This is a genomic window from Streptomyces sp. NPDC090045, from assembly GCF_044747975.1.
Lineage (GTDB): Bacteria > Actinomycetota > Actinomycetes > Streptomycetales > Streptomycetaceae > Streptomyces.
Genome location: NZ_JBIVFA010000003.1, coordinates 498712 through 518789 on the forward strand (window position 1 = coordinate 498712; position 20078 = coordinate 518789).

The window sequence follows — 20078 nt, forward strand, 5'->3', positions numbered from 1 at the left end:
CGGCATGTCCACTTCCACCCGTACCGCCGTCGCCCCCCTGACCACCGAGGACGCCGAGCTGCTCGTCAGCGTCGCCACCTCCGCCGCCGAAGCGGCCGGGGCCACGGTCAGCGTCACCGTCCTCGACGCCGGCGGCCACCTGCTCGCCTTCCGCCGCGACGACCGGGCCGTACTGATCTCCGGCGAGACCAGCACCCGCAAGGCCTACACGGCCCTCCAGCTGAACGCGCCCACCGCCCACCTCGTCGAGGCGGTCCGGCCCGGAGGCCCCCTCCACACGCTGCCCACGGCCCTGGACCGTCCCCTGCTGTTCATCGCGGGCGGGCTGCCCGTCCACCGCGACGGCCGGCTCGTGGGCGCCGTGGGCATCGGCGGCGCGGCCCCCGACCAGGACCACGCCTTCGCCGCCGCAGCGCTCGACGCCCTGGTCTGAGACTTCCTGGTCTGAGACGTCCTGATCCGAGACGTCCTGGTCCGAAGCCCCCGGGTCGCGCACCCGTGTCCCCCGTGCCAGGTTGGGTACGGGGGACACAGGTGCATGATGCGGAAACCGAGGCTTCACAGGAGGGTCCACACCATCGCGACGGCAACGGCCGCCGCGCTGGCGACCTTCGCCGTCCCGAGCTGCACGGCCGCCTCTGACGAAGCGCGCGCCCCCGCCGCCCCGAGCTCCTCCACGACGGCCGCCGGCCCGGCCGAGGCCGCCCCGACACCGCCCGCCCCCACCCCCGCCCCGACGCAGTCCTACCCGCTGTCCACCGCCCCGCGCACGATCCCCGCCGTACAGGAGCACATACCCGCCCGCGGCCCCGGCTGGAAGCCCGCCCCCGAGGCCCGCGTGGTCGTCGCGCAGGGCGACGCGGCCGCCCTGTCCGACGAGGCCAAGATGCTCGCCGGGGAACTGGGCCTCACGTACGGCGACTCGGCGGCGCCGCGCGCCGGCGATGTGGAGCTCTCCCTGGAGGGAGCGGGCAAGCCCGAGTCGTACACCCTCACCGTCAAGGACGGCACGGTCCGGATCAAGGGCCCCGACGAGGCCGGGGTCTTCTACGGGACCCGCACCCTCAAACAGGCGGTGAAGAGCGCCGGTTCGGCCCCCGAGGGCACCGTGAACGACGCCCCGGCCAAGCCCCAGCGGGGCCTCAACCTCGACATAGCACGCAAGCACTTCACCCCCGACTGGATAGAGAACCGGCTGCGCGAGATGGCCGACCTCAAACTCAACCAGCTCGGCCTGCACTTCTCCGACGACCAGGCCTTCCGCATCCAGTCCGACACCCACCCCGAGATCGTCTCGAACCCGCACCTCACCAAGGCGCAGGTCCGCCAGATCACGGCGCTCGCCTCCCGGCTGCACATCACCGTGGTCCCCGAGATCGACTCGCCCGGACACCTGGGCGCGGTGCTGCGCGCCCACCCCGACCTGCAACTGCGCGACGTCCAGGGCAGGGCGGTCAAGGGAGCGGTGGACATATCCAACCCGGCCTCCGCGAAGCTCATCGACGACCTGCTGCGCGAGTACCGGCCGCTGTTCCCCGGCGGAGCCTGGCACCTGGGCGCCGACGAGTACCAGGCGCTGGTCTACCGGGACCCGCAGGCCTCCTTCCCGCAGCTCGCCCGCGCGGCCCAGCAGCGCTACGGCCCCTCGGCGCGGGTGCAGGACCTGGCGACGGGCTGGCTCAACGACCGCGCCGCCGTGGTCCGCCCGTCGGGCAAGGCGCTGAAGGCGTGGAACGACGGCTTCTTCGCGGGCGGGGTGACGAGCGCGGCCAAGGACATCCAGGTCGAGTACTGGACCGGCAAGGAGATCGGCGCCCGGCCGCCGCTGGAATACCTGCGCGAGGGCCGCAAGCTGGTGAACCTCAACGACGAGTACCTCTACTACGTGCTCGGCGAGCCGAACCAGTTCACCTACCCCACCGGCCGGCGGATCTACGAGGAGTGGAACCCGCTCGTCCTGCGCGGCACCACACCCGTCCCGGCCTCGTACGGGAACCAGATCCTGGGCGGGCGCCTCGCCATCTGGGCCGACCTGGCCGGCGCCCAGACCCAGGCCCAGGTGGCGGACGGCATCCGGCTGCCGCTGGCCGCGCTCTCCCAGAAGGTCTGGGACTCCCGCGCACCCCAGCTGCCCTGGTCCGGCTTCCAGGCCCTCGCCGACCGCCTCTGAGCGGGCCCCCGGGTACGCGATCTGCAACAGTCCGACACCGGGCCGGTGACGAACGACTTCCGGCCATCGTCGCGGCCTGATCCCGGCGCTACGTTGACGCTCGGCTTCGACGTGGCAAAGGGAGACGACATGGGAGTGGTGCGCAGCCGGAGACGGGCTCGCGGGCGGGCCGGACTGGCCGCCCTCGCGGTGTGCGGGATGCTGGGGCTCGCCGCCTGCAAGGCGGGTGACGGCGCGGGCCCGGCCGCGTCCGGGGCCGGCCCGGCCGGTTCACCGGCCACGGCCACGCCCTCCGGCGGCTCCTCCGCGACCGCCGCGACGCCCTCGGCGTCGAAGTCGCCCGCGAAGGCCACGGCGACCGCCGCGCCGGCGAAGAAGCCCACCTCCGCCGCTCCCGCGTCCGGTGCCACCTGCGACCACAAGATGCCGATCGCGCCGGACCTGATCGCCGTCCGCCGGTACACGCCCGAGGGCGCCGCGCACCACCTGATCGTCCATCACGGGAACTGGGGCTGTACGTCCGACGGGGACGGGACGTACTTCGAGCCGGTGGGCAAGGAGACCTTCCTGCCGCTCGCGGACGACGCCGAGATCACCGCCACCGCCCCGGTCGTCGAGGGCTCGGCGCCCAAGAAGATCAGCGTCCAGCAGCTCGTCGACTGGGTGGTCGCCCACCCCGACTCCGGGCTGCCGTTCCGCTACCACCTGGGCGCCGACGGGGCGATCGACACCCTCGACGAGGTCTACCTGCCGTAGGCCGTCCGGCCGCCGCCGGACGGGGCGGCCGCCGTGACGGCGGCCGCGCCGGGTCACCAGATGGAGTTGACCCACTCCGGGTGGTCGATGAACGGGTTGCGGTTGTGCTGGTAGGTGTCGAATATGACCTGGTTGCGGCGCTGCTCGAAGGCGTCCGGCGGGTCCATCTGGTTCCACTGCTTCAGCAGGCTGATCCGGCCGAAGAGCGGCGCGGAGCCGTTGTTGACCTTGTCGTTCATCTCCAGGTTCGCGAAGCCGTCGCCGCCTTCGTAGCGGACGGCCATGTACAGCAGCATCCGGGCCACGTCGCCCTTGACCGCGTCGCGCGGCTCGAAGGAGTCGGCGTCGGTCAGGCTGCCGGGGGCCTCGCCGACGGGGCTGCCGCCCTTGTCGAAGTCCTTGTTGCCCCGGGTGCTGTTGACGGTCACGTCCTCCGGGCGCAGGTGGTGCAGGTCGGTGCCCGGGCCGGTGGCGGTGCCGAAGTCGCCGTGGCTCTTGGCCCAGACGTGCTCGCGGTTCCAGTCGTTGGCCCCGCCGCCGTTCGTCGCCTTGGACTGGGAGCGGCCCGAGTAGACGAGGATGACGTTGTTGGGGTTCGCCGGGTCCTGGTCGGTGACCTTCAGGGCGTTCCACACCCCGTCGTAGCTCACCTTGGACTGGTTCTTGATGATGTTGTGGAGGGCGGTCTTGAGCGCGGCCCCGGTCTTGCCCTGGGCGCTCGCGTAGTAGTCCGCGTACGGGTCCACCGCGGCGGCGGCCGTCGGGTTCTCGGGCGTGGTCGTGCGCTGCTGGCCGGCGGACGCGGCCGCCGGTACGGCGAACAGGGCGGCGGCGGCGAGGGCGGCCGCCCAGGGGGTCAGGCGCGAGATTCTCATCGGGTGGGGGGTACCTCTCCATACGCACCGTCCCCGCCCGGGGAATTGGCGGGGTGTCAGGTGGCAGAGCGAGGGTCACATTGTCATGTGCCGAACAGGTGAAAACCACGTGTCGGTAGTGGGGGATCTTCGTGTGTGCAGGCCGTCCGCCGCGGGCAGGGTAGCGGTGGCCCCGGGCGGGGCCGCACCGACCACGACCAGCCCCATCTGGAGCAGCCCATGGCAGTGAAGATCCTCATCGTGACCGGCGACGCGGCCGAATCGCTGGAGGTCCTGTATCCGTACCAGCGCCTGCGCGAGGAGGGGTACGAGGTCCACATCGCGGCGCCGCAGGTGAAGAAGCTGCGGTTCGTGGTCCACGACTTCGAGGAGGGCTTCGACACCTACACCGAGAAGCCCGGATACACCTGGCCGGCCGACCTGGCCTTCGGGGACGTGGTCACGGAGGACTACGCGGCCCTGGTGGTCCCGGGCGGCCGGGCGCCGGAGTACCTGCGCAACGATCCCGAGGTCCGGCGCATCGTGGCGGCCTTCGCCGCATCCGACAAGCCGATCGCCCAGATCTGCCACGGCCCGCTCATCACCGCCGCCGCCGGGAGCCTGACCGGCCGCCGCGTGACCGCGTATCCGGCGCTGGAGCTGGACATGAAGGCGGCCGGGGCGGAGTTCGAGGACTCCGAGACCGTGGTCGACGGCACCCTGGTCTCGGCCCGGGCCTGGCCCGACCATTCGCGCTGGATGAGGGAGTTCCTGACCGTACTGCGCGGCAAGGCCCCGGTGGTCTGACCACCGGGGCCGGGGGCGGGGCGGGGGACCGGCCCCGTCCCCGCCGTCGTCAGTTGACCGGGGTGATCGCCGGAGCGGGCTCGTACTTGTAGTTCGGGCCGAAGTTCTTCTTCACGGCCGTCTCCCAGGAGCCGTCCTGGACCATCTTCTTCAGCGCGTCGTTGATCTTGCGCTGGAGCTCCTTGTTGCCCTTCTTGACGCCGATGCCGTAGTTCTCGGTGCTGAGGCTCTGGCCCGTCAGCTTGAACTTGCCCTTGTTCTCCTTGCGGGCGGCGTACCCGGCCAGGATGGCGTTGTCCGTGGTCATGGCGTCGACCCGGCTCTCCTGCAGGGCGACGACGCAGTCCGAGTAGGTGCCGAGCTCCAGCAGGGCCGCCTTGGGGGCGAGGTTCTTCTTGAGGTTCTCGGCCGAGGTGGAGCCGGTCACCGAGCACATCGTCTTGCTGTTGAGGTCCTCGGCCTTGTTGATGGAGGTGTCGTCGGCGCGGGTCAGCAGGTCCTGGTGCGCGACGAAGTACGGGCCGGCGAAGTCGACCTTCTCCTTGCGCTTCTCGTTGATCGAGTAGCTCGCGACGACGAACTTCACCTCGTTGTACTGGAGGAGCAGCTCGCGGTCGTTGCTGAGGACCTGCTTGAACTCGATCCGGTCCGACTTGTAGCCGAGCTCCTTGGCCACGTAGGTGGCGACATCCACGTCGAAGCCGGAGAAGGCGCCGCCGGTCTCCCGCATGCCGATGCCCGGCTGGTCGAACTTGATGCCGATGGAGAGGGTCCCCTGGTCCTCGTCGTCGCCGAAGACACACCCGGAGGCGGTCAGGGCGATGGCGATCACTGCGGCGACCGCACCGGCCTGGGGAACCTTCATGCTGCACTCTTTCCTGGGGAAACGCGGGAGGCGCCATCGGGATCACCGGGGCGCGTGGAACCGCGGAAACGCGGGTGACGTCGAGACGTGTGTACGAGGAAGCTAGGAAGCCCGCGGGCGCAGCGTCACTAGATTTGAGCGAAACTTGAGGATAACGATCCGGTTCACCCGCAGATCCTGCGGTGGAGCCGGGCCGGAGCGGGAGAAGGGGGCGGGCGTGGGAACAGGGTCCGTACGTGTGGACGGGAATGCGCTGCTACTGGGCGAAGGGGTACAGATCAGGTTCATCCGGACCCTGAGGCTCCCCGAGTCGGGTACCCACGCACTGCCGCCGGGGCTGGGGGAGTTCCCGCTGCGCCGGGTGGAGGACCATCCGGACACGGTGCCGCCCGAGTGGCTGGCGAAGGGCGGCGTGATGCTGCCCGTGTACCTGCGCGAGGCGATGTGGCTCAGCTTCGGCGGGACCCGTGAGCCCGCCGCCCTCCAGGTCGGGGTCGGCAAGGTGTGCGCCGTCTCCGGCGAGCGCTGGACGGGAAGCCTGGCGCGCGACCCGCAGAACTACGTGGTCCTGCCCCGGCAGCCGTGGCTGGACGGGATCAACTCCGGGGACGGGACGGTGCGCCAGTTCGTCGCCGTACCGCTGGGGCTCGGGGCCACGGTCGAGGGGCAGGTCACCGGCGAGGAGACCACCGGCGGCGTCCAGCTCCAGGCGTTCCCGCTCGGGGCTGCGGCGCTGGCACGGTGGCGCCAGGCCGAGCGGGCGCGCCTGGCGCCGCCGCGGCCGGTCGGCGGCGGGGGTCTCTACGGGGGTCCGCCCGCCCCCGGTTCCACGGGTTCCACCGGCTTCGCGGGCTACGGAGGCCCGGTGCCCGCGCCCATGGCGGCGCAGCCCGGCGCGGCTCCCGGCGCGCCCCGTCCTGTGGGCAGGACGGGTCCGCCCGCGGCTCCGGCGATGGGGCTCGGCGTCGGCGGCGCCATGAACCAGGAGGTCTACCGGGACGAGCGGCCGCTGTCCGACTGGGCCGGGGAGCCGGCCGGGCGGGTCTTCGTCCACCTCGTGCCCCCGCCCGCGTGGCGCCGCATCACCGGGGAGGATGCCCCGCCCTCGCCCGTCGACCGGGCCGCCTACACCCGGGCCGGGCTGCCCTGGTTCGACTACTACGACGAGTCGGCCGCGGACCTCGCGCCGGCCGACGCCCTGAGCGGGGTCAGGCCGGTGGGGGAGTGGCTCGGCGCCGACCACACCCCGTGGGAGGAGCCGTCGGCCGGGCAGGTCGAGCCGCTCGGGAAGGCTCCGCGGCCGGGCAAACCCGTACAGGACGGCGACTGGTAACCGGCCGGGAACGTACGGTCCTTCGGAACGCGGCGGCGTCCCGTGGGATCATGCGGGGGCAAGTCCTGGTGAACGAAGGGGGAGTTCGGTGACTGGTGTACGCAAGGGCCTGGCCAAGGTGGAGTTCGCGCTGCGGTGGGACCCCAGCCCGGCGGGTGCGCCCGGCAGCGACCTCGACATCGTCGCCGCGGTCTACGGTGCCGCGGACCTGTACGGGGCTCCGGTCAACCTGGTCCACTTCGGCAGCCGGTCGCCCGACGGCACCATCACCCTGAACCGGGAGAGCCAGACCGGCCAGGGCTTCGGCTTCGACGAGGTGATGACCTTCGAGCTGGACCGGATGGGGTCCGATCTGCGCCGGGTGGTGGTCGGCGTGGTCATCCAGAGCGTGGGCGCCGACACGGGCGCCGCGGGCCGCGCGAAGACCTTCGCCGACATCGCCGGCACGGGGTTCCGGATCCGCGAGGGCCACACCGACCTCGCCCAGAGCGACTTCGCGTCCGTGCCCTCCGCCACCGCGGCGACCGTCGCCGAGTTCACCCGCGACGCGTCGGGCGCCTGGTCGTTCGAGGTGCGGCTGCGCGGGTTCGACGCGGACCCGGAGGAGTTCGCCCGGGTCATGGGCGGTGTCCGCTGAACACGAGCACAAGGGCGGGCACGGTGCCGCACAGACCGGGCGGCGGCCACTCCTCGAGTGAGTGGCCGCCGCCCGGTCCGGGTGGCGCGCTGCCGCCGTCCCCACGAGGCAGCGCGAGCGGGTCGCCGTCAGGTCATCGGGACGGCGGCCCGCCGGTTCAGGGGGTCCGTCCGGCCGGGGGCCGGGCGGGGCGGGAAGGAGCGAGACCCAGGGACGGGAGCACGACCGCGTCGACGAACCGGACCAGGTAGTCGGCGTCCGCGTACCGCCCTTCCAGCACCGGCCGGATCCGGAGCACGCCCATCAGCTGGGCCGGCAGGAACTCGACGGCCGGATGGTCCGCGGCGATCTCGCCGCGCGCCACGGCCCGCCGCACCATCACGTCGAACGCGGCGAGCTCGGGCTCGACCAGCGCCTCGCGCAGGGCGGCCTGCAGTTCCCCGTCACTGAGCACGGCGTGCCCGAGGGCCTGCGTCAGCCGCGTGTCGCGCCCGGAGGTACCGGCCGCGATCCGGGCCGCCTCGCGCAGGTCGCCCGCCAGCGTCCCGGTGTCCACCGCGACGAGGCTGCCGCGCCGGCCGGCGCGCAGGGCGGCGGCGACGAGCCGGGGCTTGGTCTTCCACTGGCGGTAGAGCGTGGACTTGCCGCAGCTGGCCCGGGCGGCGACGCCCTCCATGGTCAGCGCCTCGTAGCCGTGCTCGCGCAGCTGCTCCAGGACGGCGTCGTAGAACTCCTGCTCCCGCTCCGGGGTGATCTTGGAGCGACGCGCGGGGGTCGGCGTCGGCGTCATGGCTGCGGCTCTCCTCGGGGGCTCCTCGGCGGCGGTTCCACTACGGAAGTGTACGGGAACGCAACCGTATCGGTACACCAGCGTATCGATACGCCAATGTATCGATACACTGGCGTGTCGCAGTGCGCGTAAACAGGAAGAGAGACCGGGGGATGACCTCCCACACCACACCTGCCGGGCCGGAAACCGGGCCAGCCGGACCGAGAGCCGCGCGCCGTCGCCTCATACGCGAGCTGCTGCTCGTCGCCGGCTTCTTCATCGTCTACAAGGCCGGCCGGCTGCTCTCGACGGACCGCACCGAGGAGGCCTTCCGCAACGCGGAGCGAATATGGGACGCCGAGCGAACCCTGCGCCTGCCCGGTGAAGGCGCGGTTCAGCGGCTGCTGCTGCACGGGGACGCCCTCGTGCACACCGCGAACACCTACTACGCGGTCGTCCACTTCCCCGCGACCGCGCTCTTCCTGATCTGGCTCTACATCCGCCGCCCCGCGCACTACCTGTGGACCCGCCGGGTCCTGGCCGTGCTCACCGGAGCCGCCCTCGTCCTGCACCTCGCCTACCCGCTCGCGCCCCCGCGGATGCTCGAAGCCGCCGGGCTCATCGACACCGGGCAGGTCTACGGGCCCACCGTCTACCGGGCCGCGCCGGACACCGACACCCTGGCCAACCAGTTCGCCGCGATGCCCTCGCTGCACTTCGGCTGGGCGCTGATGCTCGCGCTCGGCGTGATCGCCGCCACCCGCACCACGTCCCCGGGCGGCAAGGCCGCCTCCCGGTGGCGCCTGCTGTGGCTGCTGCACCCGCTGCTGACCCTGCTGGTGATCGTCGGCACGGCCAACCACTACTGGCTCGACGCGGTCGTGGCCGCGGTCCTGCTCGGCGCGGCCCTGCTGCTGGTCCCGAGGCCGCGCGCGAGCGGCCCCGACACCGCGCCGGGCACGGACGCGGACCCGGGTACGGACGCGGATGCCGCTGCGGACGACGCCGTACGCGGGCTGCCGCACCGGCAGGGTGCCGCGGCCGCCGTGGGGGCCGGGCAGTGAACGACACCGTCCTCGCCCTCGCGCTCTGCCTCGCCTCGGCCGTGGCCTACGCGGCCGGCGCCGTCGCCCAGGAGCGCCTCGCCCGCGCCGCCGTCGCGCGCAGCGCCAAGGCCCTGATGGGCTCCGGCGCCTGGTGGTGGTCGGCCGGGCTCAACGCGTCCGCCGCGCTCCTGCACGCGGCGGCCCTGCGGTACGGCCCCCTCACCCTGGTGCAGCCGCTCGGTGCGCTCACCCTGGTCGCCGCCGTCCCGCTGGGGGCGCGCCGGTCCGGACGGCGGGTGGCGGCCACCGAATGGCGCGGCACCCTGGCCACCGTCGCCGGACTAGGCCTGCTGCTCCTGCCGGCCTCCGGGCCGGCCCCCGACGACACCCTCACCCTGGCCGAGGCGCTGGCCGTGTCCGGGGCGACGGCCGCCGTGATCCTGGCGCTGACCGCGTCCAAGGACCCGCGCTCGGGGCTGCGGCACGCGACGGCCTCCGGGCTGGCCTCCGCGGCGGCCTCCGCACTGACCCAGACCGTGGCCGTGGCGGGCGGCCGCGGCGGGGCCCTGCTCAGCGTCCGGGTCGTCGCGGTGGCCCTGCTCGTCGTGTTCTTCGCCGTGGGCGGGATGCTCCTGTCGCAGCGGGCCTACCGCGGCGGACTCGGCGCCCCGCTCGCCGTGGTGAACCTGGCCAACCCGCTCGCCGCGGCCGCCATCGGCATGGTCCTGCTCGGCGAACGCCTCCAGGGCGGAGCGCCGGGGATGCTGCTGGCCGCGGCCGGAGCCCTCCTGGCGGCCCGCGGGGTGGTCCTGCTGACCCGGACGCCCTCCGCCGGGGCGGTTCCCCCGCGGACGGTGACCGGCGCGGCTCCGGCCGCCGCCGAGCCCGTCGGCCGCGTCGCGGTCTGAGCCGGAGAGAACCGTTTCGGCCACGGCCGCGTCCTCCCTGGTGAACGTCCGGGCAAGGAACGGCCGGACGGCGACCGAGGCACCGAACGACCGAACCACCGAACCACCGAAGCGGAGTGACTGGGCATGGGGATCGTCAGCTGGATCATCCTGGGACTGCTGGCCGGCGGCATCGCCAAGGTCCTGCTGCCCGGCCGGGACCCCGGCGGCCTGATCGGCACCACCCTCATCGGCGTCGCCGGCGCCTTCATCGGCGGCTGGCTCTCGGCGAAGGTCCTCGACAAGCCGATCCAGACGGAGTTCTTCGACCTGGCGACCTGGGGCTCCGCCATCGCGGGCTCGCTGGTCCTGCTCGTCGGCTACCGCATCCTGTTCGGCAACTCCCGGGACTGACCCGGCTCCGCGCGCCGGCACCCGCACCACGACCCGTCAGGTTCCGGCCCATGTCCGGGTGCGGCCCGGGCCGGGCACGGTACCCCTCGCCGCGTCGGACGATGGCGCCACTACCCTGGCCGGACCACGCGATGTGCGAGAACGAGCAGCGAGGAACCGGTACCGACATGAGCGTCACCCCCGTCCCCACGGCCGACCTGTACGACGAGCACGGCGAATCCCTCGGCATCTGTGCCACCGCGTTCCGCCAGTTCGGCGGCCGCCGTCCGTTCGCCGGTCCCGTGCGGACCGTCCGCTGCCACGAGGACAACGCCCTGCTGCGCGCCCTCGTGCACACGCCGGGCGACGGCGCCGTGCTCGTGGTGGACGGCGGCGGTTCGCCCCGGACGGCCCTGGTCGGCGACCTCCTCGCCGGTGCAGCCGAGAGCAACGGCTGGGCCTGATCATCAACGGCTCGGTCCGCGACAGCGTCGCCCTCGGCGGCCTCGACCTCGGCATCAAGGCGCTGGGCACGGTCCCGCGCAAGAGCGGCAAGACCGGCGAGGGCGCGGTGGACGAGCCCGTCACCATCGGGGACGTCACCTTCCGTCCCGGGGACACGGTCCACGCGGACGACGACGGCGTGGTCGTCCTGCGCGGCTGACGGCGAGAACAGGCCAGGGTCCGCGCACCGGCCCTGGCACGGCCGGGCCGGCCCGGGTTTCACTGCGGGTCCATGAGACGACACAGGATCACCGGCCTGCTCGGCGCGATCGTGCTGGCCGCCGGCACCCTGGCCGCCGCGGGACCCGCGCACGGCCTCACCCCGGCTGGCCAACCGGCCGGCCCGGCGTCCGCGCACGGCCTCGCCCCGGCCGACCCGCCGCCCGCCGAGTTCGGCACCGACTGGCACGACCCCCTCACCGCCTCCCCGCCCGTCACCCGGCCCGCGACCCGGTCCTGCGAGGTGACCCTCGCCGAGGCGCAGTTCCGCGACTTCACCCCGTACCGGGGCAGCTACGCGCCGCCCGCCGCCTGCGGCACCGGACCTTGGGCGAAGGTGGTCCTCCGCCTCGACGGCAAGGTCAAGGGCCGCCAGTACGACCGGCTCGGCCACCTCTCGCTCGGCGGCGTCGAGATCCTGCGGACCTCCACCCCGCAGCCCTCGCCCGACGGGATCACCTGGTCCGTGGAGAAGGACGTCACCCGCTACCGCGACACCCTGGCCCGTCCGCAGCCCGTCGAGATGCTCATAGGCAACGTCGTCAACGACACGTACACCGGCGTCATCGACGTCAAGGTGACCCTGACCTTCTACGCCGCCGAGGCCGGCGCCGCGGCCCCCGACACCCCCGACCGCGTCCTGCCCCTGACCTCCCCGTCGGTCACCACCCCGCGCAACACGGAGCGCCTGCTGGCCGAGGTGTACGCCACCGGCTCCGGCGGCGGCTGCGAGGAGTACTGGTACATGACCACCCCGGACGCGGCCCCGTACTCCTGCAAGGCCGCCGACGGCCCCCACCGCGAGGTCCGCGTCTCCGTCGACGGGCAGCTCGCCGGCATCGCGGCGCCCTTCCCCACCGTCTGGACGGGCGGCTGGTCCAACCCCTTCCTCTGGTACGTCACCCCCGGCCCGCGCGCCTTCGACGTCCAGCCGATCCGCTACGACCTGACCCCCTACGCCGCCCTCCTCAACGACGGCCGCCCGCACCGGATCGAGGTGTCCGTCGCCGGGGTGCCGGCCGGCCAGAGCGGCTGGAGCACCCCCACCAACCTGCTGCTGTGGCAGGACGAGGCCCGGCAGGTCGTCACCGGCGCGCTGACCCGGCACGAGCAGAGCGCTCCCGAGGGCCACTCCCGCTGGACCCCCGCGGCGCCCGGCGGACAGCACCGTCTGGACACCGGGGGAAGCCACCGGCTGACCGTCGCCGGGCACGTGAACACCTCCCACGGCCGGGTGGCCACCACCGTCACCCGCACCGTGCGGGGCACCTCCGTCCACCGCTGGACCGAGGGCGAGAACCTCGACGCGCTCGACGCCACCTGGACCGACGAGGAGAGCGTCACGCACGGGCCGGTCACCACCCGGACCGCCCGCACCTACACGATGGCCGGCGAGACCACCCTCGGCGCCGGTGACCGGCTGCGCACCGTCCTCTCGCTCGGCGACCGCGCGGACACCGTCACCCTGCGCGGCGGCCGTCCGGTGGACACCTCCCGGCTCGACGACCGGTACACGGGTGACGCCACTTACACGGCGAACGTCCCGCGCGACCAGCGGCACGCGGTCGCGACCACCTCCGCCCGCTACCGGCTGTACGGGTCACAAGCGCCCGGCGGGTGCTACGACCGCGCCGTGGACACCGTCCAGGGAACGGTCGTGGTGGACCGCCGACGCTGCTGACGGTGGCGGCGCCTACGATGATCCGCCATGGACACGAGTGAGGCCGACAGACAGCTGATCGACGGGCGCTTCGAACTGGTCGCGCCCCTGGGCAGCGGCGGCATGGGCACCGTTTGGCGGGCGCGCGACATAGCCCTGCACCGAGAGGTGGCCCTCAAGGAAGTACGCCCGCCGGACCCGGCGACCGCCGCCGCCCAGCCCGGCCTCGCGGACCAGCTGCGCGAACGCGCCGTCCGCGAGGCCCGCGCCCTCGCCCGCCTCGCCCACCCCCACGTCGTGACGATCCACCACATCGTCGAACCGGCGGAAGGCGCCGACGGGCACCCGTGGATCGTCATGGAGATGGTCAGGGGCGGCTCCCTGTACGACCGCCTGGAGTCCGGACCGATGCCGCCCGCGGAAGCGGTGCGGCTCGGCCTCGACGTCCTGTCCGCGCTGCGCGCCGCGCACGCGGAGGGCATCCTCCACCGTGACGTGAAGCCCGCCAACGTACTGCTGCGCCCCGACGGGTCGGCCGTCCTGACCGACTTCGGCATCGCCGCGCTGCACGACTCCACCGGGCTCACCGCGACCGGAGTGCTGATCGGCTCACCGGAGTACATCGCACCCGAGCGGGTCCGCGGGGAGGAGGGGCTGGCCGCCTCGGACCTGTGGTCGCTCGGCATGCTCCTGTACGTGGCTGCCGAGGGGGCCAATCCGCTGCGCCGGGCCACCAGCCTGGCCACGGTCGTCGCCGTGCTCGACGAGCCGATCCCGGCGCCGGTGCGCTCCGGCCCGCTGGGGCCCGTACTGGAACGGCTGCTCGTACGGGACCCGGCCGCGCGGCCCGACGGAGCGCAGCTGGAACAACTGCTCCGTGACGCGAGCGCTGCTCTCGGTTCCGGTACCGTCCCAGGCCCCGGCCCCGCGCCCGTCGTCCCGCCGTCCGTCGCCTCCCCGGTCGTGCCGGGCCCGTACGGGCAGTTCGGTCCGTACGCGCCGGCCGGCCCGCCGCACACCCAGCCCCCGCACACCCCGCCGCCGTACAGCTCCGGTGGCTCCCCGTACGCGGCGGCCACGACGCCCGTTCCGGTGGCGTCCGCCCCGCGCAGGCGCCCGGCCCTGATGGGCGCCGCGATCACCGCGGTCCTGGCGGCCGGCGTCGTCGGCATCGTCCAGCTCCTGCCCGACGGGAATTCCGGCGACGACGACGCGAAGGGCGGCGCCGCGACGCGCCCGGCCGTCGCCACCCCCGCCACCCCGCCCGGGCGGGACGCCTCCTCGGCCCCCGGCCCGAAGGCGAGCGCGCAGAAGGCGGACGCGCCCAAGGGCAGCATGATGACGCCGGAGAACGTCCGCACCGCCCTGGAGGCGTTCAAGAAGGAGACGGGGACGACCACCTTCGTCGACATGACGCTCTACGACGGCTACATCCTCGCCTCCATCCCCACCGCCGCCGGCGCCGAGACCGTCGACTCCTGGCAGTACCGGGACGGCGCCGCCTCGCGCACGGGCCCGGACGGCACGGTCGAGGAGGGGAAGCCGCTGATCGACATGGCCACGGTCAACTGGGACGCGCTGCCCGGCATGCTGGAGCAGTCCAAGAAGGACCTGAAGGTCGAGAAGCCGAGCTCGCGCCACGTCATCGTCGACCCGTGGATGATGGACCAGGTCCCCTCCATCCGCACCTACCTCAGCGACGAGTACGGGCGCGGCGGCTACATCCTGTGGAAGACCGACGGCAGCCTTAGGAAGGTCACCGCCCTCTGACCCCGCGTGCCCGCACAGGGCCGCACGGAGCCGAGCGAGGGCGCCCACGCGCGCGCCCTCCCCTCCGCCCACCCGTACCCCGTACACCGAGGAGCTCGACCACCATGCTCAGCTGGCGCACCACCCTCACGGCGGCCGGGATGACCGCCCCCGGGCTGCGGGCCGACTACACGCACGCCGCCCGCCGGGTGCTCCGCCGCGAACCCGCCCCCTACCTCGCGCTCCGGCTGATGGCCGCGCCGCCGCTGGTGCCATACCTCGCCGCGGGACTCGCCTTCATGAACCTGGTCGACGACGTGGCCGAGACCGGCACCCCGCAGCAGCGGGCCGCCGGACTCGCCGCGCTGACCGAGCGGACCGAGGCGGCCCTGGCCTCCGGGGAGAGCCCCGACCCCGTGCTGCGCGCCTACGCCCACGCGGTGGACTCCCGCGCCCTCCCCGCGCACTGGGTCTCCCGCTTCCTGGAGGGCGCCGCCACCGCGGAGGCCGCCTTCGACGGCTTCGCCGCCGAGGAGGACTTCCAGGACTATCTCGACGCCTACGCGTGGCCCGGCGTACTGGTCTTCACCGGACTCCAGTACCAGGGCGGCCCCGACCCCGAACAGGCCGCCGGCTGGCGGCGGTTCGTCGACGCCGCGCAGCGCGTCGACTTCCTCGCGGACCTCTGCGGGGACCTCGCGGAGGGCCGGCTCTGCATCCCGCGCGAGCGGCTCGCCGAGCACTCCGTGACCCGCGGCGACCTCGAACAGGCCCGTGACACCCCGGGCGTGCGCGCCCTCCTCGCCGCCGAGAGCCGGCGTGCGCGCACGGCCCTCGACGCCACCCACGGCATCCTCGGCCTCGTCGAACCCGGACTGCGTCCTGTCGTCGAGACGATGAGGGAGCTCATGGAGCACCAGCTGACCCGCGTGGAGCGGGCGGGCGTGGGTGCCCTGCGCCGGGACGTCGGCTACGGCCTGGCGGCGCCCCTGCGGATCCTCGTCCGCGCCGCCCGTCGGTCCGCGCCGCCCGTCACCGAAGCGGGTTCTAGTAGGGCCCGTTGACGTTGTCGATCGAGCCGTAGCGGGCTGCCGCATAGTTGCAGGCGGCGGTGATGTTGGCGACCGGGTCGTAGGAGTTCTGCGAGGTGCCGGGCACGTGGTAGGCCCGGAAGGTCGGGTCGATGACCTGGAGCAGACCCTTGGACGGGATGCCGTTCTGGGCGTTGATGTCCCAGTTGTTGATCGCCATCGGGTTGCCGGAGGACTCCCGCATCACATTGCGGTGAATTCCGTTGTAGCTGCCGGGAATTCCGTGCTTGGCCATGACGGCGAGGGACTCGCGGATCCACCCGTCGAGGTTGTTCGGGTAGGAAGTGGCGGGCTTGGCGGCGGGCGCGGCGGCGGGCTTGAGGGCGGTCCGGGCGGCGGACCTGCTCGCACGGTCGGTCTCCGCCTGGGTGTCGAGCTTCAGTTTGATGCCGGGCCGGATGATCGACGGGTTGTCGCCGATGACGCTCCGGTTCGCCGCATAGAGCTTCTTCCAGCCGCCGCTCACGGAATGCTCCACGGCGATCTCCGAAAGGGTGTCGCCGGCGACCACGGAATAGGTCGTGGCGGCCGCGGTCACCACCTTCGCTGCGGTCGTGGCGGCGGTGGCGGCCGTGGTCGTCGCGGTCGGCTGCACCGCCCCGGCGGTGGTCGCGCTGATCAGCGGCAGGGTGAGGGCCGCGCCACCGGTGCCGGCCAGGGCCAGCTTGCGGGTGATCCGGTGGTGCTTCGGCCGACGGTGCTTACCCTTTGCAGGCATGGGGGAATTCCTCACGTGGGGGGACGGGAGAGCCCGGGCGGCGGCCTATTCGGCGAGCGGACCACCTGGAGTGAGGTGACCGTAAGTGAGCCCTGAGGGCGGGAACAAGCCCCGAATTCCACCCATAGATCGACATCCCGCTATCGGCCCGTTAAATGACCATGAAGGCCCCTCGGTGAAATAGCCGGTTCCCTTTCCGGGAAAAGGGAACCGGCTGTTCTGTGGAAATGATGTTGGCCTCTCCGGCGTGACTCACATCACGGGCCGAGGCCCCTTTGCCCAATACGGGCAAGTCCCGTCTCGATGCGGCTTATTCGGGCTACGGGCGCTTAGATCGCAAATCGCCCATCACGGACTCTTTCCGGCATCCGCCGCCTGCTGCGGCGGGGCCGGCGGGAAGTTCGCCCAGCCGCTCCAGGGTGGCCGCCACCGCCGCCTCCGAGGCGGGCAGCAGCGGGAGCCGTACGCCGGGGCTCGGAATGCGGCCCTGCGCGTGCAGCACGCCCTTGACGACCGCCGGATTGGGTTCGGCGAAGGCCGCCGCCGACATCCGGGCCAGCGCGTGCCCCAGCGGCCGCGCCCGGGCCACGTCACCGGACCGCCAGGCCTGCACGAGCTCCACGAATCGCTCCGTCGCCAGATGCGCCGAGGCGAGGATCCCGCCCGCCGCGCCCAGCGCCAGCAGCGGAGACAGGTACGCGTCGTCGCCCGCCAGCACCTCGAACCCGGCCGGCAGGTCCCCGAGCAGTGCCACCGCGTCCTGGTCGATGCCGCCGCCCGCGTACTTCATCCCGGCCACCCCCGGCAGTGCCCCGAGGGCCCGCAGCGCGGCCGCCTCCAGCGGCTGCCCGGTGCGATAGGGGATGTGATAGACGATCAGCGGTACGGGGCTCACCTCCGCCAGCCGCGCGAAGTGCGCCAGCACCCCCGGCGCGGAGGGTCGTACGAACGCGGGCACGGTCACCAGCGCCGCCCGCGCCTGGGGCCACCGCGCGAGCCGGGCCAGCGAGGCCTCGGCGGCCCGGGTGCCGCTCGCCCCTGCGCCGACCGTCAGCAGCGCGCCGCGCTCCCGGCAGACCCCGGCGCACACCTCGGTGACGAGATCGCGCTCCGCCTCGTCCAGGGCGGCCGCCTCCGCGGTGGTGCCGAGGGCGACGATCCCGGTGGCGCCCGCGTCGAGCACCTCGTGCGCGAGTGCCTCCAGGGCCCCTGCGGCGACGTCCCCGGTGGGGGTGAAGGGGGTGACGAGCGGTACGTGGATCCCGTGGAGCGGAAGGTCCTCCGCGCCGTGCCCCGTCGTGTGCCGTGCCCCGTGCCGCGCCGTGTGCTGTGCCATGTCCTGTGCCATGTCCTGTCCCATGACGAAGAGCCTCACCCGCCCGGAGCGTCAAATCCAGTTCGCATTTCTTACGCGAACCGTAAGCTGAGCCGATGCTCGACGTACGACGCCTGCGCCTGCTGCGCGAACTCGCCCGCCGCGGCACCATCGCCGCCGTGGCCGAAGCCCTCGCGTTCAGCCCTTCGGCGGTTTCCCAGCAGCTCGGCGTGCTGGAACGGGAGGCCGGCCTGCCCCTGCTGGAGCGCACCGGCCGCCGGGTGCGGCTCACCCCGGCGGGGGAGAACCTGGTCCGGCACGCCGAGGCCGTCCTCGAACGGCTCGAACAGGCCGACGCCGACCTCGCCCGGGCCCGCGGCGGCCTCGCCGGAGCCCTGCGGATCGGCGCCTTCCCCACCGCCACCCGGGCCATCGTCCCGGCCGCCCTGGCCGACCTCGCCCGGCACCACCCCGCCCTGGAGCCGATGGTCTCCGAGACCGACCCGGCGGCGGTGGCGCACGCCCTGCGGGCCGGCGACCTGGACGTTGCTCTGGTCCACGCGTACGACTTCGTCCCCGTCCCGCGGGAGCCGGGACTGGCCACCGAGCCGCTCTACACCGAGGCGATGTACCTGGCCGCGCCCGCCGGGGGGACCCCCGAGCCCTCCGAGGGTCACGACCAGGGCGCGGCCCTGCGCACCCACGCCGGGGCGCCCTGGATCACCGCCACGCCCGGCACCCTCTGCCACGCCATGACCGTGCGGGCCTGCCAGGCCGCCGGTTTCACGCCGCGGGTCCGCCACCAGGTCGACGAGTTCGCCACCGTGCTCGCGCTGGTCGCGGCCGGCCAGGGCGTGGCCCTCGTACCGCAGCTCGGAGTCACCGGCCCCGCCGATCCGGCCGTGCGCCTCACCCGTCTGCCCGTGCGGCGCCGTACCGGCCTCGCCTTCCGCAGCGGGGCCGGCGCCCATCCCGCCGTGGCCGCCTTCGGCGCGGCGCTCCGGGCGGCCGTACCACCGGATCTGGTCGAGTCGCGTGCCGAAACGTGACACAACTCCCGTACCGAGTGGCGCCCGTGTACGTTCGTTGATCCAGACCGATTCGATCAGAGCGGGGTACGACGTGACGCATCGCGTACGAGGAGTCATCGCCCGGAGCAAGGGCGCACCGGTGGAGACGACGACGATCCTCGTGCCCGACCCGGGACCCGGCGAGGCGCTCGTCAAGGTCCAGGCCTGCGGGGTCTGCCACACCGACCTGCACTACCGCGAGGGCGGGATCAACGACGAGTTCCCCTTCCTGCTCGGCCACGAGGCCGCCGGAATCGTCGAATCCGTCGGCCCGGACGTCACCTCCGTGGCCCCCGGCGACTTCGTCGTCCTCAACTGGCGTGCGGTGTGCGGCACCTGCCGCGCCTGCAAGCGCGGACGGCCCTGGTACTGCTTCGCCACGCACAACGCCACCCAGCCCATGACCCTGGAGGACGGCACCCCGCTGTCCCCGGCCCTGGGCATCGGCGCCTTCGCCGAGAAGACCCTGGTGGCGGCCGGCCAGTGCACCAAGGTGGACCCGGCCGCGGCCCCCGCCGCCGCCGGACTCCTCGGCTGCGGGGTGATGGCCGGCCTCGGCGCCGCCCTGAACACCGGCAACGTCGGCCGGGGGGACTCCGTCGCCGTCATCGGCTGCGGGGGAGTGGGCAACGCGGCCGTGGCCGGAGCCCGCCTCGCGGGTGCGTCGAAGATCATCGCGGTGGACCTGGACGACCGGAAGCTGGAGTGGGCGCGCGGCCTGGGCGCCACCCACACCGTCAACGGCCGCACCGAGGACGTGGTCAAGGCCGTCCAGAGCCTGACCGGGGGCAACGGCGCGGACGTGGTCATCGAAGCCGTGGGCCGGCCCGAGACCTACCGGCAGGCCTTCTACGCGCGCGACCTCGCCGGGACGGTGGTCCTGGTCGGCGTGCCGACCCCGGAGATGAAGCTCGAACTCCCGCTCCTCGACGTCTTCGGCCGCGGCGGCGCCCTCAAGTCCTCCTGGTACGGGGACTGTCTGCCCGAGCGCGACTTCCCGCTGCTCATCGACCTCTACCTGCAGGGCCGGCTCGACCTGGACGCCTTCGTCTCCGAGACCATCCCGCTCGACGGGGTCGAGGACGCCTTCGCCCGGATGGAACGCGGCGAGGTGCTCCGCTCGGTCGTCGAGTTCTGACACCGCACCCGCCGAGCGGGCCGGAGCCCACCGCAGACCCCGCGGGGCCCGGCCCGGTCGGCAGGGCACCCCATAGACTCGGCGGACCGCCACCACC

Annotated in this window: 19 protein-coding genes and 1 pseudogene; 15 read left to right on the top strand and 5 right to left on the bottom strand. The window is 73.4% G+C overall.

Translation table 11 applies throughout. The features are described 5' to 3' along the window. Positions 1 to 4: 4 nt before the first annotated feature. The 3 genes from ACIPYQ_RS11175 to ACIPYQ_RS11185 all read left to right on the top strand — a co-directional run bounded on the left by ACIPYQ_RS11175 (position 5) and on the right by ACIPYQ_RS11185 (position 2926). Complete coding sequence (locus tag ACIPYQ_RS11175) at positions 5 to 433, top strand: heme-binding protein (RefSeq protein ID WP_401248796.1); 429 nt, start codon at positions 5 to 7, stop codon at positions 431 to 433. Between the two features lie 105 nt (positions 434 to 538). Then, entirely contained in the window at positions 539 to 2170 is a 1632-nt protein-coding gene (locus ACIPYQ_RS11180; RefSeq protein WP_401248798.1) for a glycoside hydrolase family 20 protein, read from the top strand. Between the two features lie 129 nt (positions 2171 to 2299). Continuing rightward, complete coding sequence (locus tag ACIPYQ_RS11185) at positions 2300 to 2926, top strand: hypothetical protein (protein ID WP_401248801.1); 627 nt, start codon at positions 2300 to 2302, stop codon at positions 2924 to 2926. Between the two features lie 53 nt (positions 2927 to 2979). Here ACIPYQ_RS11185 and ACIPYQ_RS11190 read toward each other — a convergent pair whose 3' ends face one another. Then, on the bottom strand, positions 2980 to 3801 hold the full coding sequence (locus ACIPYQ_RS11190; RefSeq protein WP_401248804.1) for an endonuclease I family protein: 822 nt from the start codon (positions 3799 to 3801) through the stop codon (positions 2980 to 2982). A 219-nt stretch (positions 3802 to 4020) separates the two neighbouring features. Between ACIPYQ_RS11190 and ACIPYQ_RS11195 the strand changes: the two genes are divergently transcribed. Further along, complete coding sequence (locus ACIPYQ_RS11195; protein ID WP_401248807.1) at positions 4021 to 4587, top strand: DJ-1/PfpI family protein; 567 nt, start codon at positions 4021 to 4023, stop codon at positions 4585 to 4587. Positions 4588 to 4636: 49 nt separating this feature from the next. Here the strand turns inward: ACIPYQ_RS11195 and ACIPYQ_RS11200 are convergent, their stop codons facing one another. Further along, the gene (locus tag ACIPYQ_RS11200) at positions 4637 to 5452 is read right to left on the bottom strand and encodes a glutamate ABC transporter substrate-binding protein (RefSeq protein WP_401248810.1); all 816 of its coding nucleotides are present in this window, start codon (positions 5450 to 5452) and stop codon (positions 4637 to 4639) included. Positions 5453 to 5669: 217 nt separating this feature from the next. Between ACIPYQ_RS11200 and ACIPYQ_RS11205 the strand changes: the two genes are divergently transcribed. Beyond that, a complete protein-coding gene (locus tag ACIPYQ_RS11205) occupies positions 5670 to 6785 on the top strand; it encodes a hypothetical protein (RefSeq protein WP_401248813.1) in 1116 nt (371 codons plus the stop codon). A gap of 88 nt (positions 6786 to 6873) precedes the next feature. Further along, complete coding sequence (locus ACIPYQ_RS11210; RefSeq protein ID WP_401248816.1) at positions 6874 to 7422, top strand: TerD family protein; 549 nt, start codon at positions 6874 to 6876, stop codon at positions 7420 to 7422. Between the two features lie 157 nt (positions 7423 to 7579). Here ACIPYQ_RS11210 and ACIPYQ_RS11215 read toward each other — a convergent pair whose 3' ends face one another. Beyond that, a complete protein-coding gene (locus tag ACIPYQ_RS11215) occupies positions 7580 to 8212 on the bottom strand; it encodes a TetR/AcrR family transcriptional regulator (RefSeq protein WP_401248819.1) in 633 nt (210 codons plus the stop codon). Positions 8213 to 8364: 152 nt separating this feature from the next. On the opposite strand from ACIPYQ_RS11215, the gene ACIPYQ_RS11220 reads away from it, so the two are divergent. The 7 genes and pseudogenes from ACIPYQ_RS11220 to ACIPYQ_RS11250 all read left to right on the top strand — a co-directional run bounded on the left by ACIPYQ_RS11220 (position 8365) and on the right by ACIPYQ_RS11250 (position 15713). Further along, complete coding sequence (locus ACIPYQ_RS11220; RefSeq protein WP_401248822.1) at positions 8365 to 9255, top strand: phosphatase PAP2 family protein; 891 nt, start codon at positions 8365 to 8367, stop codon at positions 9253 to 9255. After that, positions 9252 to 10145: a DMT family transporter gene (locus ACIPYQ_RS11225; RefSeq protein WP_401248825.1), complete on the top strand. Its 894-nt coding sequence runs from the start codon at positions 9252 to 9254 to the stop codon at positions 10143 to 10145. The genes ACIPYQ_RS11220 and ACIPYQ_RS11225 overlap by 4 nt, the downstream gene beginning before the upstream one ends. A gap of 126 nt (positions 10146 to 10271) precedes the next feature. Then, positions 10272 to 10538: a GlsB/YeaQ/YmgE family stress response membrane protein gene (locus ACIPYQ_RS11230; protein WP_361768580.1), complete on the top strand. Its 267-nt coding sequence runs from the start codon at positions 10272 to 10274 to the stop codon at positions 10536 to 10538. A 167-nt stretch (positions 10539 to 10705) separates the two neighbouring features. Beyond that, positions 10706 to 11181, top strand: a pseudogene (gene rraA, locus ACIPYQ_RS11235) (ribonuclease E activity regulator RraA). 72 nt (positions 11182 to 11253) lie between these two features. After that, positions 11254 to 12921 (top strand): peptide-N4-asparagine amidase, encoded by a 1668-nt coding sequence (locus tag ACIPYQ_RS11240; RefSeq protein ID WP_401248828.1) that lies wholly within the window; start codon positions 11254 to 11256, stop codon positions 12919 to 12921. Positions 12922 to 12948: 27 nt separating this feature from the next. Next, on the top strand, positions 12949 to 14670 hold the full coding sequence (locus ACIPYQ_RS11245; protein WP_401248831.1) for a serine/threonine-protein kinase: 1722 nt from the start codon (positions 12949 to 12951) through the stop codon (positions 14668 to 14670). A 104-nt stretch (positions 14671 to 14774) separates the two neighbouring features. Continuing rightward, positions 14775 to 15713 carry a phytoene/squalene synthase family protein gene (locus tag ACIPYQ_RS11250; RefSeq protein WP_401248834.1) on the top strand — a complete coding sequence of 313 codons (939 nt, stop codon included), beginning with the start codon at positions 14775 to 14777 and terminating at the stop codon, positions 15711 to 15713. Here the strand turns inward: ACIPYQ_RS11250 and ACIPYQ_RS11255 are convergent. Together ACIPYQ_RS11255 and ACIPYQ_RS11260 are read right to left on the bottom strand one after the other, a co-directional pair. Next, on the bottom strand, positions 15697 to 16458 hold the full coding sequence (locus tag ACIPYQ_RS11255; RefSeq protein ID WP_401248837.1) for a transglycosylase SLT domain-containing protein: 762 nt from the start codon (positions 16456 to 16458) through the stop codon (positions 15697 to 15699). The two genes, ACIPYQ_RS11250 and ACIPYQ_RS11255, sit on opposite strands and share 17 nt — an antisense overlap. 319 nt (positions 16459 to 16777) lie before the next feature. Further along, positions 16778 to 17818: a dihydrodipicolinate synthase family protein gene (locus ACIPYQ_RS11260; protein WP_401248839.1), complete on the bottom strand. Its 1041-nt coding sequence runs from the start codon at positions 17816 to 17818 to the stop codon at positions 16778 to 16780. A gap of 71 nt (positions 17819 to 17889) precedes the next feature. Here ACIPYQ_RS11260 and ACIPYQ_RS11265 point away from each other — a divergent pair, with 71 nt between their 5' ends. Both ACIPYQ_RS11265 and ACIPYQ_RS11270 read left to right on the top strand, forming a co-directional pair. After that, positions 17890 to 18822: a LysR substrate-binding domain-containing protein gene (locus tag ACIPYQ_RS11265; protein WP_361768568.1), complete on the top strand. Its 933-nt coding sequence runs from the start codon at positions 17890 to 17892 to the stop codon at positions 18820 to 18822. Positions 18823 to 18895: 73 nt separating this feature from the next. Beyond that, positions 18896 to 19981 (top strand): S-(hydroxymethyl)mycothiol dehydrogenase, encoded by a 1086-nt coding sequence (locus tag ACIPYQ_RS11270; RefSeq protein ID WP_401248842.1) that lies wholly within the window; start codon positions 18896 to 18898, stop codon positions 19979 to 19981. Positions 19982 to 20078 lie beyond the last annotated feature (97 nt).